We start from the raw sequence: 16,919 nt of genomic DNA on the forward strand, positions 1-16,919 counted from the left end.
TTTGTCGGCAACGACGGCTCCCGCTTTTGGCTGCTGACGGACTTCCAGGCTCCGCGGCGGCGACTGGTGGCCCTTGATCTCGACAACCCAGGGCACCTGCAAGAGGTGATCCCTGAGGCTGAGGAGACCCTGCAAGGGGTTAGCCTCATCCACAATCAATTTGTTGCCTTCTACCTCAAAGACGCCCACACCCAGATCAAGACCTTTGCCCTAGACGGCACCTACCAGGGGGAGATCCCTCTGCCGGGGCTGGGATCCGCCAGCGGCTTTGGCGGCAAGCGCTACGACACTGAGACCTTCTACACCTTCACCAGCTTCACCACCCCGCCCACCATCTACCGCTACGACTTCACCACTGGCAGCAGCACCCTCTTTCGCCAACCGCAGGTGGATTTCGATCCCCACGCCTATGAGGTGCAGCAGGTGTTCTACGCCAGCAAAGACGGCACCCGCATTCCCATGTTCCTTGTCCACCGCCGTGGCCTAGCGCGGACAGGGGATCACCCCACCTTGCTGTACGGCTACGGCGGCTTCGGCATCTCTCTGACCCCCAGCTTCTCGGTGGGCCTGGTGGCCTGGCTGGAGATGGGAGGGGTCTACGCCCAGCCCAATTTGCGCGGCGGCGGCGAATATGGGGAAGCCTGGCACCAGGCGGGCACCAAGCTCAACAAGCAAAAGGTCTTCGACGACTTCATCGCCGCGGCTGAGTGGCTAATCGCCCATGGCTACACCAATCCTTCCAAGTTGGCCATCGCCGGCGGCAGCAACGGCGGCCTCTTGGTGGGGGCCTGCCTGACCCAAAGGCCGGAGCTGTTTGCCGCGGCCCTGCCCGCTGTGGGGGTGTTCGACATGCTGCGCTTTCATAAGTTCACCATCGGCTGGGCCTGGGTCTCGGAGTACGGATCCCCGGAAGACCCGGAGGAATTCAAGGCCCTCTACGCCTATTCCCCCCTGCACAACCTCAAGCCCGGCACCGCCTATCCCGCCACCCTGATCACCACAGCAGATCACGACGACCGGGTGGTGCCGGCCCACAGCTTCAAGTTTGCTGCTGCCCTGCAGGCGGCACAGGGGGGATCCCAGCCCATCCTCATTCGCATCGACACCAAAGCCGGCCACGGGGCCGGCAAGCCCACCACCAAGCTCATTGAAGAGACCGCCGACCGCTGGGCCTTTTTGGTGCAGGTGCTGGGGAGGGATGGAACGGGAGTTAGCGAGCTTTAGGGCCCAGGCCCACCCGGCCGGCATAGACTGCCGCTTCCCCCAGCTCGTCTTCGATGCGCAACAGTTGGTTGTATTTGGCAATGCGCTCGCTGCGGCAGAGGGATCCGGTTTTGATCTGGCCGGCGCGGGTGGCCACCGCCAGGTCGGCGATGGTGGTGTCTTCTGTCTCACCGGAGCGGTGGCTGATCACAGAGCGAAAACCTGCCTGGCTAGCCAGGTGCATGGCCGAGACCGTCTCCGTCAGCGTGCCAATCTGGTTGAGCTTGATCAAGATGGCGTTGGCGGCGCCGCTGTCGATGCCTTTCTGCAGCCGGGCTGGGTTGGTGACGAACAGGTCGTCCCCTACCAGTTGCACCCGCGATCCCAGTTGAGTGGTGAGGGCCTGCCAGCCGGCCCAGTCTTCCTCCGCCAGTCCATCTTCAATGGAAAGGATGGGATAGTTGGCCAGCAGTTGCTCGTAGTAATTGACCATTTGCTCGGCGCTACGGGCTTGGCCCTCGAAGTGGTACTGCCCATCCTGCAGCAGCTCGTTGGCGGCCACGTCCAGGGCCAAGGCGATATCTTCCCCCGGCCTGTAGCCTGCCTGTTCGATGGCCGTCAGCAACAGATCCAAAGCTGCCGCATTGGAGGGGAGATCGGGGGCAAATCCGCCTTCGTCCCCCACCCCGGTGGACAGCCCCTTCTGCTGTAGCACCGTCTTCAGCACCGCAAACACCTCGGCCCCGTAGCGCAGCGCCTCGCGAAAGCTGGCCGCACCAATGGGCACCAGCATAAACTCCTGGATGTCCACGTTGTTGTCGGCGTGGGCACCGCCGTTGAGCACGTTCATCAACGGCACCGGCAGCAAGTTGGCAAAAGGCCCGCCCAGATATTTGTAAAGAGGCAGGCCCACCGCTTCCGCCGCCGCTTTGGCCGTCGCCAGAGAAACTGCCAAAATGGCGTTGGCCCCCAGGCGGGACTTGTTGGGGGTGCCGTCCAGGTCGATCAGCAACTGGTCGATGCGGGCTTGGTTGAGGGCATCTTCTCCCCGCAGCTCCGACTGGATGGGGCCAAGAATGTTTTCCACCGCCCTCAGCACGCCCTTACCTCCATAGCGCTTGGGATCCCCGTCCCGCAGCTCGTGGGCCTCAAAGGTACCGGTCGAAGCGCCGCTGGGCACCTGCGCCAAGCCCGTTGCTCCGTTGGCCAGGCCCACCAGGGCTTCTAGGGTGGGGCGTCCTCGCGAGTCGAGGATCTCATGGGCGGTAATCCACTCGATGGCCGTTTCCACAGTTACACCTCAGCAATTGGCTAGACAGCTCTGGCCAAAGCCAGATCCCCCCACAGGCTAATAGATCCTTGACCGGGATCCCGTCAGCTTCCAGAAAACTTTAAGAGAGAGAACCCAAAGATTCTGCGGAGCTGCAGGGGTGAATTGAGCATTGGCTGGTTTGGGGGGCAGAGTTTAGGCCCCATCCCCTCTAGACAAAGCGGTGGCTCAGCCGCATCGGGTCGTGTACAGTGATCTTCTTCTTGTAAATGGAAATGTACTTCTTCTTGCGCAGCTCTCCCAACAGACGGGTGATGGTGACGCGGGTCGAGCCAATGGCTTCGGCAATGGCCTGGTGAGACAGCTTGAGATCAATGGTGACCCCATCCGGGCCAGGCACCCCGAAATCGCGGCAGAGGATCAGCAAAAAGCTAACCAGACGGGATCCCATATCGCGGTGAGCCAGCGTCTCGATCATCATCTCCGTTTGCAAAATGCGGGAAGACAAGCTCTTGAGCAGCAACATGGCCAGTTCGGCGTTCTCCCGCAGGGATTTTTCCACCTGCTCAATCGGCAGAGAGAGCAACTCAGCAGGCGTAAAGGCCACCGCGTGATAGAAGCGGTCGGAGCGCTGCCCTGTGATGAAGGAGAGCACCCCGAAGATGCTGTTTTCCCGCAGAAGAGCAACGGTAATTTCTTCCCCCATTTCGTAGACCCGCGAGAGCTTGACAGCTCCTTTCACCAAAAAGTAAACCCGCTCCGCCGGATCCCCAGGGAAAAAGATGGTCTTACCACGTTCAAACGTTTCGATAACCGGAGGATGGTGAGGGCCTCCCAGTTGCTTGAAGGCTGTGATCAGAGATTTTTCTGCGACGGCCACCACCATACTCATCAACCTTTTGAGGTCAGTTTATACCTAAGATCAATCCATGTAAGATCAATTTAGAAGCATTGGGCCGAGTTGCAACCCTATCGACTCCAGAATCGGCAACAATAGCCGGGTTTACCCTAAGGTAGAGGGTTCTGCCTAGGCATCTTTGTAGCACGGGCTACGTTTTTAGGTCTCGTTTCTGTTCCACAAAGGGATCCCAAGCCAAGGGTAGGATAAGGGCTATTGTCACTGGGGCCTTGCCAGCTCTGGGTGGTAGGAAGCAAGTGGTGGACTGGAAAATCCTATGGGGATCCCGGAGGCTGTTGTTGCTGCACCTTCTCAACTGAGCCGCCAGCATTTCACAGTGCGGATGCCGGAGCCGGCCAAGCATCTGCTGGAGGTGGAACTACAGATCCAAGAGGTGGATCCAGAAGTGCCTCTGCGACTGCGGCTGCCGGTGTGGACGCCGGGATCCTACCTGGTGCGGGAATATGCCCGCCATGTGCAAGAGTTTCAGGCGGCAACGGAGCAAGGGATCCCTTTGGCCTGGCGGAAGGTAGATAAGAACACTTGGGAGATCGAGCCGCCGGGCTGTTCGGCTGTGAAGGTTCGCTATCGGGTCTATGCCTATGAGCTGACGGTGCGCACCAACCATTTGGATCTCACCCACGCCTACTTCAACGGGGCGGCGCTCTTTTTCTATGTGCCCGGTCGCGAGCGGGAACCCTACACCTTGACGGTGATCCCTCCCAAGCCTGATTGGCGCATCGCCACCAGTTTGCGACCTTTGATTTCTTCTTCTGAGGATCCTGCTTCCGGCCAGTCTTTTGTGGCGGCAGACTACGACGAGCTGGTGGATAGTCCGGTGGAGGTGGGCCTGCACCAGTTGCGGTCGTTTGCAGTGGAAGGGATCCCGCATTACTTCGTGGTCTGGGGAGCAGGCACCCTGGATTTGGAGCAAGCGGTGGCCGATGCCGAGAAAATTGTCCGGGCCACTGCGGCGTTTTTCGGCGGGCTGCCCTACGACCGCTACTGGTTTATTGTGCATTTGTCGGCAGGGGGATTTGGCGGCCTAGAGCACAAGTACAGCACCACCCTCAACTATTCTGGCCTGGAGCTGCGTCGGCCCCAGTCCTACCGCCGCTTTTTGGCGCTGCTGGCCCACGAGCTTTTCCATGCTTGGAACGTCAAGCGGCTGCGCCCTCTGGCTTTGGAGAAAATTGACTACAACCAAGAAAACTATGTGGACTGCCTCTGGTTTTGCGAGGGGGCGACCAGCTACTACGAAAATGTCATCTTGCTGCGGGCAGGGATCCTCACTGCCAAAGATTTTTTGCAGATCCTGGCCGAGCAAATTGGCCGGCTGCAGCGTACTCCGGGTCGGGCCGTGCAATCGCTGCGGGAATCCAGTTTCGACACCTGGATCAAACTCTACCGTCCCCACGAAAATAGCCTCAACAGCCAGGTTTCCTATTACCTCAAGGGCGCTTTGGTCTGCTGGCTGCTGGATCTGCACATTCGCCACCTTTCGGGGGGCCAGGGATCCCTGGACACGGCCATGCAGGATTTGTGGCAGCGCTTTGGCCGGTTTGAGAAAGGCTACACCCACCAAGACTTGCGGGAGGCCTTTGAGCGGGCAGCCGGCGCCGATCTTGGCCGCTTTTTCGCCGCCTATGTGGAAGGTACGGAAGAGCTGGACTACAACGCTCACCTACACCCTTTTGGCCTCACCCTCAAGGCCCACTTCAGCCGCCCTGACCCTTCCCCCTATCTGGGCCTGAACTTCAACGGCGAAGGCAACCGCATCAGCACAGTGGAGATGGGATCCCCGGCCCAAAAAGCAGGCATCTGGGCCGGCGACGAGCTGGTGGCCTTGGATGGCTTCCGGGTAAGCGCTGCCAACTTGCCAGAACGCTTGGCGGCCTACCAGCCCCACCAGGTCATCTGCCTGAGCGTCTTCCAAGGCGATCAGTTGAAACACTTCTGGATCCCCTTGGATCCACCCCGCCCGGATGTTTACACCCTCGAAGCGTTGCCGCAACTCACTCCCACCCAGAAAGCGCTCCAGCAGGGCTGGCTGGGATCCCTGCTCGGCTCTTCGGGACAAGATACGCCTCTTCTTGAAAATTCGCTCACCTCGCCTGAGAATCTTGAAACAAGCGAGTAACCTAGTTAACTTAAACGAGAAGTAACAACAGGGGTCAGGAGCGAATCTAATGGACTTCGTTTTGGTTTTATTAATTGGGGTGGCTGTTGGTTTCTCATTGGGTGTTTACGTTGCTCGCCATTACAAGGTCAGTCCTAGACCGGAAATCTGGAAACAAGAGATCATTAGAGAGATATCTTCACACTTAAGGCAACACAGCCAAGAACTCAACAACGCCAACAAAACCTTAACCAAACTGGTCGAAGGATTGGCAGACGAGATTTCTCGGAAGTTACAGGCTACTCAAGCCGATCTCAAAGGGCTTAGATCTCGTCTTGTAGATAGTCACCAAGATTTGCTGCAAAGTTGGAGTAGGGATCTTCTGCAGGCTATATCTGTAAAGTTTTCCGAACATAATGAGCAGCTAAACGATCAGCGAGCCATCCTGGAAAACTTAGTGAAAGAAACTAAAGATATTTATCAGCGACTACAGATTGCTATCCAAAGTTCTCCCAGATTAGAGATATCTCAAACTACAGATCAGAGCTCTCAGAATGAGCAGGTTGCCAGTCATGAAACACCAGAGCCTAGGCTAACAGACGATGTACCGAGAGATAAAGAGGAGATCGCTGCCGCCGGTATATTAGAGGTCGACGTATCAAAGATAGAATTATTCTTAAGCTCAAAAAACATAAAAATCAAAAGCATAGATGTGAAAGAAAAAGAGGAAAAATTAGATCAAATAGCTGCCTTTATGGGCAATCGATATTCTTTGATTAAAAGATTCTATGGAATGATTAAATCAAATATGAATAGCGGAAACTCTTTCTCAATAAACCTTAAAGACGAGCCTCAACAAGTAATCAGCTCAACTTGCCAGGTTGCCAAAGAGTTACATGGAATCGCATTTTTAGAAGAGTACAGATACTTTAAGGCACCCAGGTATCTGTTGGTAGCAAGACCCAGTAGGTCGTCCCAAGCACTAAATTTTCTCTCAGGAAAATGGCTAGAGAGATACGTTAGGGATAAGCTGATCTGCCTTGCCGCAAGTCAAGCTGAAAAGATTGATTTCTCTTACATAACAAATGCTCAAGTTACTTTGCCGAATGGAGCTGATTTTGAAATGGATCTTTTCTTTCATATTAACGATCAATTCTACTGGGTGGAATCAAAGACAGGCGAGTACCAAGACAAAGTACAGAAGTACTCCAAGATTGCTTCTGACCTCGGTCTCCAGAAAAACCAAGTTTTCATGGTTTTAACCGATGTTAGCCAAGATGTAAAAACCAGTCTATCTTCCCTCTATCATTTATCAGTCATCAGCGTTGATGAGGTTGAGGCTACCTTTGAGGGGATCCTAAAAAGTCATCTTTGAGAAATCTGAAAGGCACCCAAGCGCATTAGCTCAAGCCACAATTTTGACAGCCTGCTCCACACACCACCAGGGATCCTCGGCAAAAGCCGGCATGGGCGTGCTGCCCGCCTTGCCCAAAATGGCCAGCCGAACTTCCCGATCCAGCCGGGATCCGGCCCCATAGGGATCCTCAGAGGGGGGTTCCAGTCTTTGTCCTAGGGGGGGCATCGCCATGATGCCCGGCTGCATACTGGTACTGCTGACCCAGATTTTGAAGCGATCCACCGCCATATCTGCGCCTTCGGGCAGTTGCATCTGGAGCAGGTAGCGGGGCCCAGAGCCGATCAGCAGGCTCTCGCTGGGGCGCAAACGAGCGGGCAGATCCGGTTGATAGGGGTAAACCAAATCCACGCTGTAGCGCCGCTCGTCAAAGACCACCACATAGACGTGCACGGGGGTGGGGGCTCTGTTGCGCAGGGCGATGGCGAGGTTGCGGCCTGCCTGGATTTGCACCTGTCCCTGGGGATCCCGCGGCAGGGGGCTCACTTCGGCAGGGGCAGAGCTGCTTGCCGGCGTTTCCAGTTGGAGAAACTCCACCTCTAGGACGCTGCTCAAAGCATCGGTGGCAGGTTGCAGGTTGAGGAGGTTGCCAAAAGCAGCCACGTGCTCCAGCAGCCGCACCAGCTTGCGGGGCAGGGCCTGTGGCTTTTTTACCGGGATCCGAAAGGCGGCCAGAGCCACTTCTTCCCCCCGCCGATAGAAGTGGTAGATGGCATCGGGCAGCATCTCTACCCGCAAGTCCGCTGCTTCCGGGTCAGTGTAGGTCAGAAGCGGCGAGGCCGGCAACGCTGCCAGCAACTCGGCAACGGGCATTTGGACTTGGCTGGGATCCGCACAGGTGAAAGCCACCCGCAACGGCTGAAATCGGACAGAGGACATGGGGGCAATCCTGCGAAAACCTGGGACGGAGTCTGGCGAGATCTCCTGCTCTAAGCTGCCGGGCAAGCAAGCCAAGCTCTATATTACCCGCTCAGCTCCCCACCCCTCGACCAGGCTGCAACACAGTCAGCTCCAACAGGCCCTAGCTCCGCGATCAAGCTTAACAGCCAGGGCAAGCGGAACCGATGCGGATCCCGGATCTCGTCTGCAAATGATCTCTCAATGGTCTATTCTTGATCCTGTTGTCGGGTTTGTGGCTGGAGTGGAGCCGACCTCTCCTCTTGACTAGCTGATCTAAGGAGAACCATGTTTAGCAAAGCTTTTTCTTTTCAGAAGGTGCTGCTGCCAGGGCGTCATCGGTTGTTTGTCCTGTTCTTGGCTGCCTTGATGGCTGGGCTGAGCTGGGGACTGGCTCCAGCGTTCGCGGCCAAGGATATTCCTGCGGTGGCTCTGTCGCCCACTGAGTCCATTACCTTTACCGAAGCACAGTTAGCCCGAGGCAAGCAACTTTTTAACAAAGCCTGTGCCCAGTGCCATGTGGGGGGCCAGACCTATCCCAACCCAGATGTGAGCCTGAAGCTTTCGGATCTGGAGGGGGCAACTCCTCCACGGGATAATGTGCTGGCGATTGTGGATTACATCAAAAACCCGGTCACCTATGACGGGGCCGAATCCCTGGTTGAGTATCATCCCAACACTCAGCTTCTGAGCGAGTATCCTCGCCTGCGCAACCTCACCGATGAGGATCTGAAGTTGATTGCCGGCTATATTTTGGTGCAAGCCAAAACCTCCCCCGGCTGGGGCGGCACCAAAAGCGAAAGCCACAGCGACCTGTCGGCCTACCTCTGATGCTGCGTCTGGTTCGGAAGTTGCTTATGGGTTGTCGGATCCCGTCCCGCCTCTGGATCTGGGTCGGGATCCTGGCTGTGCTGGGGCTGGCCAGCCCGGTGGCGGCCCGCATTGACCCCTACGTGAACCAGTATTTGCGGGTGAGCGGCCCGGTGGAATTACCTCTAGACGCCACAGGGCGCACCCTCACCTTTACTCCAGAGCAGCTCACGGATGGCAAAAATCGTTTTCAGTCCGCCTGCTTGAACTGCCATGTGGGCGGCTCCACCCTGCCAGCTCCCAACATTTCCCTCTCCTTGAAGGACTTGCGCGGTGCCACCCCACCCCGAGATACGATTCAAGCTTTGGTGGAGTATCAGAGGGATCCCCGCAGCTACGATGGCTCGGATTTCAGCTATGGATGCCGCCCCGTGCCCCCTTCCTGGATGGACGACGAAGCCCTGAAAAATCTGGCTGCCTTTATTCTCAGAGCGGCTCAGGTTGCCCCCGGCTGGGGATCCCATGAGTTGATCGATGTCGGTTGAGGGTTGCCAACTGAGCTGATCCCGGCTCTTTTTCCCCAGACCACCATGCCCAGAGGACACGCGCGCCCTGGGCCGTTTGTACCCAGAAGCGGATTGCCGGGATATCTGGGTGGACCCTGTACGACGCCCCCAGAGCCTTGGATCGATGAGAGCTCAGTACAAAGACCGATGTTCTGCTTTTGGCAGTGGGATTAGCCTAGAGGTGTTGCAACTGCGATGTATGGTGAGCAGCTTTTCCCCTGCCCAATCGACCGAACTCAAGATGCCGGTAACGGTTGGCATCCCCGTTACACCTGCTGCGGATCAGGCTGAGGCTGGCCACCTACTGATCGTGGATGACCAGCCCTACAGTCGCCTGTTGCTGGGGGATCTGTTGGAGAGCATTGGCTATCGGGTCAGCGAGGCCGAAAGTGGCCATCAAGCCCTGCAGATGTTGCAAACCTTCCAGCCGGATCTGATCTTGCTGGATGTGATGATGCCGGGGTTGGATGGGTTCGAGGTCTGTCGCCGCATCAAAGCTGATGAGGAGACGCGCCTGATCCCGGTGGTGTTGATCACAGCGGCCAGCGACCGCACAAATCGCGTGCGCGGCATCGAGGCTGGAGCCGATGATTTCTTGAGCAAGCCCTTTGACGAGTCGGAATTGTTGGCGCGGGTGCGTTCCCTCGTTCGCCAAAAGCACCTCAATGAAGACTTGGATCATGCTGCCCAGGTTTTGTTCGCCATTGCCCGCAGCGTAGAAAGTCGGGATCCCACCACTGGGGATCACTGTGAGCGCCTGGCACAACTGGCCAAGAGCTTCGGCGAGTTTCTCCAGCTACCCCGTCCCCTGATCAAGGTGCTGACCTGGGGAGGCTACCTGCACGACATCGGCAAAGTGGGCATACCCGATGCCATCTTGGGTAAAACGGGCAAACATACGCCGGCAGAGTGGGAAGTGATGAAATCCCACGTCTTGATCGGAGAGGAAATCTGCCGCCCGCTGCGCACCATGAAGGATGTGCTGCCCCTCATCCGTCACCACCACGAGCGTTGGGACGGCAGCGGCTATCCCGACGGCCTCAAGGGAGAAGAGATTCCACTCGTGGCCCGCATCTTCCAGATTGCCGATATCTACGACGCCCTTACCTCGGAGCGACCCTACAAGCGAGCCTTCACCGTTCAAGAGGCCATGGGCATCCTGCGGGAAGAGACGGCAAGGGGATGGCGGGATCCCTACTTGGTGGAGCGTTTCTTTGAGTTTCTGCAATCGCGCCTGCCGGATCTGAAGTAGGCTGGAGAGGGTTATTTGTGTTGTGTTGGCAGGATAGAGCCTTTTGCTGGGTGCCGATCCGTTGCGTCGTTGCGTAGGCTGTCGCCAGTTGTTTCCTCGCTCGCAATTGTGGCGGCTGGTTCGACAATTTGACTCCCACCAAGTGCTTTTGGATCAGGGTATGGGGCGTTCTGCCTATGTCTGTCGCCGGCTAGAATGTTTGCAGGCAGCCCGACGCAAGCAACAGATGAGCAGAGCCCTCAAAGCACCTGTGCCCGATTCGGTGTTTCAACGGCTGGAGCAGCAACTGCTGCGCGATTCTGAGGCCCAAGGCCCCTGGGAAACATCACCTCCGGAGGCCAGTGCTTCAGACAAAACCTAGGCAGCTCCAGAATTGGCCAAGGTAAGATATTGAGACACCTTTTTAGGTTCATCCAGTTGTGAACTACACGGCAGCCCCTCTCAACTGTCAGAATGGGGGTTGGCTGGGTCAGCCGAGGCTGGTCTGTATGAGCCGCAGAAAGGTTATTCTAAAAGCGCTGTTGATGTTGGTTCCTTCCCCGGTTGTCTTAACTTTATGTCCTCTGCGGATGTTTCCAAAGCAGCTTCGGACTTAGATTCCCTCCAGTCTGCGTCCTTGAAGGATCGCCGAGACGCTGTCGATGTACCGGAGGAAGCGCCCACACACCCAACAGGTTCAGTCCTACTCACTAATTATTTGGATAGTAAAACTGACAAGTAGAAAGGAGCAGAGGCTAGCAGACGAATGACCGATAAAGTTCGACTTTATGACATTGCCCGGGAAATGGGGCGCGACAGTCGGGATGTGTTGGAGGTTTGTGAGCAACTGGGGATCCCTTTCAAAACCCACAGCAGCACCATTTCTCCGGAGCAAGCCGAGTTGGTGCGCAGCAAGCTGGGCGCCCCCCGCATTGTGAAACCTTCTCAGCCCCGGCCCAAACCCCAATGGGACAACCCGCCGCCGGAGCCTCCTGCTGAAGCCAAAGCCAGTGAGCGCCCTCCCCAGAAAGGGCCCGGCACCGCCAGCGCGATCGTCGGCATTCGCCGCCCTGCACCTGCTCAGCAGCAAGCCCCAGTTGGCGAGGCCAACCCCGCTGCCGCTCCGCCGGCTGCCAAACCTTCCCTGTCTCGACCTGAGCGAGTCTCCGCCGGTGGCGCTCAGCTCATCGGCCCGCCGCGGCGACAAGTCAGCTCCCCTGCCCCTTCATCTGAGGCCGCCCAAAAGCCGGATAGCCTGCCTCAACCGGCAGCTCCTCCCGTTCGCCCTGAGGCTACAACGGCCAAAGCCAGCAGCTCGGAACCCAGTCCTGTGCCCAAGCGCCCAACTGTGCTCACGCCCCCTCGACGAGCTGCCACCGAGACGGAACCACCGGCAGAGCCTCCTGGATCTCCGCAACAGGTTTCTGAGCTCCCTCGCCCCCCGGAAGCCCCATCCCTCAGCCGTGCCCCTCGGCCTGGAGAAGAGAAAGCGCCTTCTCATCAGCCTGCACAGCGCCCGCGTCCACAACTGGTGGGCGCACCCGTTCGTCCCAGCAGTCGCCCTGAGCCGCGCCCGCCGGCAGTCAAGAAGGAAGAGAGCTCCGGCAGCAGCAAAGCCGGTGAAGCTCCTCGTCCACAGCGGCGGATAGAACTGGTGGGGCCTCCTACCCGTCCTGTGGCCAAGCCAGCCCCCCTCGACCCGGATGCCGCCACTCCCTTGCCAGAAAGGATCCCTGAGGAACGCCCCACCCCGGTGTTGGCTGAAGCTCCCGTGCGGCCTGCTGCGCCCAAAATCAAGCGCAAGACGGTAGAAGAAGAGGACGAGGAACTGCAAGCCCTCGAACGACGGGCCAGCCGCACTCAGGCCAAGCGCAAACGCAGCCGCAGACGAGGGGAAGGAGACGGGGATGGCTTGGATTTGGATCCCATGGCCGTCATTTCGGCGGTCAAGCAGGCTGAGCTGAACGCCCTCAAGCCCTTGGCCCGCCCTACTGCCAAGCCTCCTTCCTATCGTCCACCTGCGGCAACGGCTGCTCCCACTACCCGTCCCCGTCCCGCTGCCCGCTCGCAGCAGCCATCTACCTCCGCCGAAGCCAACACTGCTGTTCGTGTCGGCGAGACGGAGTCCTTGCCGGCAGAGAAGGTGTTGCTCTTGGAGGGCAGCCTCACCGTTCAGGAATTGGCCCACCGCCTGCGTGTGGCCGAAACTGAGATCATCAAAACCCTCTTTTTCAAGGGGGTGATGGTGACCATCAACCAGGTTTTGGACGAGTCGCTGGCCGAGTCGGTAGCCACAGAGTTTGGGTACGAGGTTCGCCGGCCAAAGGCAGAATCCGAAGTCAAAAAAACCGAGATGCTGGACGTGGAGGACATCGACCATCTGGTCTTGCGTCCGCCAGTGGTGACCATCATGGGCCACGTAGACCACGGCAAAACCACCCTGCTCGATGCCATCCGCGACACCAAGGTGGCCCAGGGCGAGGCTGGCGGGATCACCCAGCGCATCGGCGCCTACCACGTGGATGTGGACTTTGAAGGCCAGAAGCGGCGCATAGTTTTCCTAGATACTCCCGGCCACCAGGCTTTTACCGCCATGCGCGCCCGCGGCGCCCGCGTCACCGACATTGCCGTTTTGGTGGTGGCTGCCGACGATGGGGTGCAGCCGCAGACGCTGGAGGCGATCAGCCATGCTCGGGCGGCCCAGGTGCCGATCATCGTGGCCATCAACAAGATCGACAAGCCCGGCAGCCAGCCGGAGCGCATCAAGCAGCAGTTGGCGGAACACGGGCTGTTGCCAGAGGAGTGGGGTGGGGATACACCCATGGTAGAGGTGAGCGCCCTCACCCGCCGCAACCTGGACGCCCTGCTGGAGATGATCCTGTTGGTGGCGGATGTGGCGGAGCTGCAGGCCAACCCCAACCGTCCTGCCCGCGGCACGGTGATCGAAGCCCACCTGGACAAGGCCCGCGGCCCGGTGGCCACTCTGTTGGTGCAGAACGGCACCCTGCGGGTGGGCGATACCCTGGTGGCCGGCGCCGTCTTGGGCCGGGTCAAGGCGATGATGGACGATCGCGGTCAGCGATTGCAAGAGGCCGGGCCATCTTCGGCGGTGCAACTGCTGGGTATGGATGAGGTTCCAGCAGCCGGTGACGAGTTTCAGGTTTACACCGACGAAAAAGAAGCCCGTCGCATTGCCCAAGAGCGGGCGGAGGCGCTGCGGCAAACCCGTTTGCAACAGGCGCTGCTGTCTCGTCGCGTCAGCTTGGGCAGCATTTCTGCCAAGGCCCAAGAAGGCCAGCTCAAGGAGTTGAACCTCATTATCAAGACGGATGTGCAGGGATCCGCCGAGGCCATCCAGACAGCGCTGCGGGATTTGCCCCAAGAGGAAGTGCAGTTGCGGGTGCTGCTGGCGGCCCCCGGGGAGATCACAGAGACCGACGTGGATTTGGCGGCGGCCAGCGACGCGATCATCCTGGGTTTCAACACCACCCTGGCTCCCGGCGCGCGGCAGGCTGCCGACGACAAGGGGGTGGATGTGCGCGAATACGACATCATCTACAACCTGCTGGACGATCTGCGAGCGGCCATGGAGGGCCTGCTGGAGCCGGAGGAGGTGGAAGAGCCCTTGGGCCAAGCGGAAGTGCGCATGGTGATCCCCATCAGCCGCGGTGCGGTTGCCGGCAGCTACGTGCTCTCCGGCAAGGTGCAGCGCAATGCTCTGGTGCGGGTTCGCCGCAAAGGGGAGGTGGTCTACCAGGGCCGTCTCGATTCTCTGAAGCGCTTCAAAGACGACGTGCGGGAGGTGGCCGCCGGTTTCGAGTGCGGGATCGGCATCGAGAAGTTCCACGCTTGGCAGGAAGGCGACATCATCGAGGTCTACCAGATGGTCACCAAGCGGCGGACGTTGGCTCCTGCCTAGTCGCAGCCGGTGGTAGAGTTTCAGGGATCCCAGCCCCAAGGGATCCCTGGGGAGAGTTTCCCCCCAAAGCAATGGAGAAAATCTTAAGTGGCCAGAGGGAGGAAATGGATGCAACAGAGCCAGAGACTGAGCCAGATGTTGTTTGTGACGCTGCGGGAGGATCCCGCCGAAGCAGAACTGCCCAGCCACAAGTTGCTGCTGCGGGGCTGCTTTATCCGGCGGCTCTCCCCGGGGATCTACACCTATTTGCCGCTCCTCTGGCGGGTGCTGCAGAAGATCTCGGACATTGTCCGGGAAGAGATGAACGCCATTGGCGCTCAGGAGTGTCTGCTGCCCCAGTTGCAGCCGGCGGAGATCTGGCGGGAATCGGGCCGCTGGGACGTGTACACCCAAGCCGAAGGGATCATGTTTGCCCTCAAAGATCGGCAGGGACGCGAGCAGGCCCTGGGCCCCACCCATGAAGAGGTGATCACCCTGCTGGCGCGGGATCTGATCCGCTCCTATCGCCAGTTGCCGCAGACCCTCTATCAAATCCAGACCAAGTTCCGCGACGAGATCCGGCCCCGCTTTGGCCTGATGCGTGGGCGGGAATTCATCATGAAAGACGCCTACTCCTTCCACGCCAACGAAGAGAGCCTGCGCCAGACCTACCAGGACATGTACCGGGCCTACAGCCGCATCCTGCGCCGCTGCGGGCTGGAGTTTCGCGTGGTGGATGCCGACGCCGGAGCCATTGGCGGGCCATCCGCGGCTTCTCAGGAGTTTATGGTGTTGGCCTCTGCCGGCGAAGACGAGATCCTCTACACCCCCGATGGCTCTTATGCCGCCAATGTGGAGAAGGCCGTCTCCCTTCCGCCACCGGCAGCAGACTCCCCCTACACCACCTTCCAGGTTCTGGACACGCCGGGAACCGAAACCATCGAGAAGCTGGCCGATTTCTTGAAGATCTCCCCCACTCTGATTGTCAAAAACGTCCTCTACCAAGCCCTTTACGACAACGGCCTGCGGGTGGTGGTGCTGCTGAGCATTCGCGGCGATCAAGAGGTGAATGAGGTAAAACTGGCCAACCACCTCAGCCGTCTGGCGGAGCGTTACCAGGCCCACAAATTGCTCACCCTCACCCTGGCGGACGCGGAGATCCAGAAAAGCTGGCAAGGGGATCCGATCCCGGTGGGCTACATCGCCCCCGACCTACCGGATAGCTGCCTGGGCCGGCAGAAACACTTTGCCCCTCAGATCTTGCGCCTAGTTGACCAGACGGCAGCCCTGCTGAAAAACTTTGTAACCGGCAGCAACCAGGTGGGGCGGCACGTGGTGGGGGCCAACTGGGGCGAGCAGTACCCTCTGCCGGAGGTGGTGGACGTGCGCAAAGCCCAGGCGGGGGATCGCTGTCTGCTCAACCCCGACCAGATTCTGGAAACCGCCCGTGGCATCGAGATTGGGCACATCTTCCAGTTGGGCCTCAAGTTTTCGCTGCCGATGCGGGCCACCTTTACCGACGAGCAGGGCGTCGAGCAGCCGCTGTGGATGGGCTGCTACGGCATTGGGGTATCGCGCCTGGCCCAGGCGGCGGTGGAACAATCCCACGATGCCCATGGGATCATCTGGCCGGTGGCCATTGCCCCCTATCACGTGGTGGTGGTGGTGCCTAACGTCTCCGACCCGGAGCAGATGCAGGTGGCGGAAAAGTTGGTGCAGGAACTGGCTGCTGCCGGCATCGAGACCCTCTGGGACGACCGGGACGAGCGGGCCGGCGTCAAGTTCAAAGATGCGGATCTCATCGGGATCCCTTACCGCCTTACCACCGGGCGCAGTCTTAAGCAGGGCAAGGTGGAATTGGCCGAGCGGGCCACCGGCCAAGCGGTAGAAATTCCCATTGAGGAAGTGGTGGCTACCCTGAAAGAGCGGATTGCTGCTGCCCTAGCCGTGCCAGATTGAGTAGGGCTTTTGTCGTCACCAATGCTGAAAGGCAGCCTCGATTATCTATTGCGCGGCAAGAACATCCTGCTGGTGGTGGAAGCCAAAAAGGACGATCTGACGCGGGCTTTTGTCCAAATGGCGGTGGAGATGATCGCCCTGGCCCAGGTGGAGCCGCAAACGCAGATCTACGGCGCCGTCACCATCGGATCTACCTGGCAATTCGGACAGATCCTTGGGGATCCACAGACAATCCGACAAGACTTGACCTTGTACCGAGTACCGGAAGATCTGGAGAGCGTTGCCGGCATCCTCACGGCCATGGTAGGGGATCCCAGCCAACCATGAAACCCAAAACCCTCTGGTTTGCCCTGCAATTGATGGTGGCCGCTGCGGTTATCAGCGCGGCCATCAAATACGGTGGCCCCTATCTGGCCTTGCCGGAGACCCTGCCGGTGATCCTCGCCATGATCGTCTCGCCCACCTTGGTCATGGCCGGGATCCTGTGGCGCTGGCAACAGCGGTCTTCTCTTTCCCCAACCCGCGTCCAAGAGGCCCTGCCAACTGCAAACTCTGAGAACCCAAAAGTCTCTCAGCCGCCTTCCGATTGACCCTCACCCACAGCCACAAGTACCTCCCGCACCCCCCACCCCAGACCCCAACCCGATGATTATA

14 protein-coding genes are annotated in these 16,919 nt (G+C 58.9%); 11 read left to right on the forward strand and 3 right to left on the reverse strand.

The annotated features are described in order from the left end of the window. A partial coding sequence (locus NW857_RS04925; RefSeq protein ID WP_414368138.1) for a prolyl oligopeptidase family serine peptidase occupies window positions 1-1,224 on the forward strand: 1,224 nt, incomplete at its 5' end. On the opposite strand, the gene eno is transcribed toward NW857_RS04925, so the two are convergent. Together eno and ntcA are read right to left on the reverse strand one after the other, a co-directional pair. Continuing rightward, window positions 1,211-2,494: a phosphopyruvate hydratase gene (gene eno / locus NW857_RS04930; protein ID WP_414347112.1), complete on the reverse strand. Its 1,284-nt coding sequence runs from the start codon at window positions 2,492-2,494 to the stop codon at window positions 1,211-1,213. The two genes, NW857_RS04925 and eno, sit on opposite strands and share 14 nt — an antisense overlap. A gap of 190 nt (window positions 2,495-2,684) precedes the next feature. Next, window positions 2,685-3,359, reverse strand: coding sequence for a global nitrogen regulator NtcA (ntcA, locus tag NW857_RS04935; protein ID WP_414333132.1), 675 nt, complete (start codon window positions 3,357-3,359; stop codon window positions 2,685-2,687). 289 nt (window positions 3,360-3,648) lie between these two features. Between ntcA and NW857_RS04940 the strand changes: the two genes are divergently transcribed. Together NW857_RS04940 and NW857_RS04945 are read left to right on the forward strand one after the other, a co-directional pair. After that, entirely contained in the window at window positions 3,649-5,511 is a 1,863-nt protein-coding gene (locus NW857_RS04940; RefSeq protein WP_414368142.1) for a M61 family metallopeptidase, read from the forward strand. Window positions 5,512-5,560: 49 nt separating this feature from the next. Further along, on the forward strand, window positions 5,561-6,865 hold the full coding sequence (locus NW857_RS04945; protein ID WP_414368145.1) for a hypothetical protein: 1,305 nt from the start codon (window positions 5,561-5,563) through the stop codon (window positions 6,863-6,865). A gap of 30 nt (window positions 6,866-6,895) precedes the next feature. On the opposite strand, the gene NW857_RS04950 is transcribed toward NW857_RS04945, so the two are convergent. After that, window positions 6,896-7,783: a hypothetical protein gene (locus NW857_RS04950; protein WP_414333128.1), complete on the reverse strand. Its 888-nt coding sequence runs from the start codon at window positions 7,781-7,783 to the stop codon at window positions 6,896-6,898. A gap of 306 nt (window positions 7,784-8,089) precedes the next feature. Between NW857_RS04950 and psbV the strand changes: the two genes are divergently transcribed. From psbV to NW857_RS04990, 8 genes are all read left to right on the forward strand, one after another. Next, on the forward strand, window positions 8,090-8,632 hold the full coding sequence (gene psbV / locus NW857_RS04955) for a photosystem II cytochrome c-550 (RefSeq protein WP_414333127.1): 543 nt from the start codon (window positions 8,090-8,092) through the stop codon (window positions 8,630-8,632). Beyond that, complete coding sequence (gene psbV2 / locus NW857_RS04960) at window positions 8,632-9,156, forward strand: photosystem II cytochrome PsbV2 (RefSeq protein WP_414333126.1); 525 nt, start codon at window positions 8,632-8,634, stop codon at window positions 9,154-9,156. Before psbV ends, psbV2 begins: the two co-directional genes overlap by 1 nt. A gap of 145 nt (window positions 9,157-9,301) precedes the next feature. Continuing rightward, on the forward strand, window positions 9,302-10,429 hold the full coding sequence (locus NW857_RS04965; protein WP_414333124.1) for an HD-GYP domain-containing protein: 1,128 nt from the start codon (window positions 9,302-9,304) through the stop codon (window positions 10,427-10,429). A gap of 61 nt (window positions 10,430-10,490) precedes the next feature. After that, window positions 10,491-10,790 carry a YlxR family protein gene (locus NW857_RS04970; RefSeq protein ID WP_414337986.1) on the forward strand — a complete coding sequence of 100 codons (300 nt, stop codon included), beginning with the start codon at window positions 10,491-10,493 and terminating at the stop codon, window positions 10,788-10,790. A 384-nt stretch (window positions 10,791-11,174) separates the two neighbouring features. Further along, a complete protein-coding gene (gene infB, locus NW857_RS04975; RefSeq protein WP_414368149.1) occupies window positions 11,175-14,327 on the forward strand; it encodes a translation initiation factor IF-2 in 3,153 nt (1,050 codons plus the stop codon). Window positions 14,328-14,435: 108 nt separating this feature from the next. Further along, a complete protein-coding gene (locus NW857_RS04980; protein ID WP_414333119.1) occupies window positions 14,436-16,265 on the forward strand; it encodes a proline--tRNA ligase in 1,830 nt (609 codons plus the stop codon). A gap of 21 nt (window positions 16,266-16,286) precedes the next feature. Beyond that, complete coding sequence (locus NW857_RS04985; RefSeq protein ID WP_414337980.1) at window positions 16,287-16,592, forward strand: hypothetical protein; 306 nt, start codon at window positions 16,287-16,289, stop codon at window positions 16,590-16,592. After that, window positions 16,589-16,855 (forward strand): hypothetical protein, encoded by a 267-nt coding sequence (locus NW857_RS04990; RefSeq protein ID WP_414333116.1) that lies wholly within the window; start codon window positions 16,589-16,591, stop codon window positions 16,853-16,855. The genes NW857_RS04985 and NW857_RS04990 overlap by 4 nt, the downstream gene beginning before the upstream one ends. Window positions 16,856-16,919 lie beyond the last annotated feature (64 nt).

It is taken from the genome of Synechococcus sp. H55.9 (assembly GCF_047462355.1).
Taxonomy (GTDB): domain Bacteria; phylum Cyanobacteriota; class Cyanobacteriia; order Thermostichales; family Thermostichaceae; genus Thermostichus.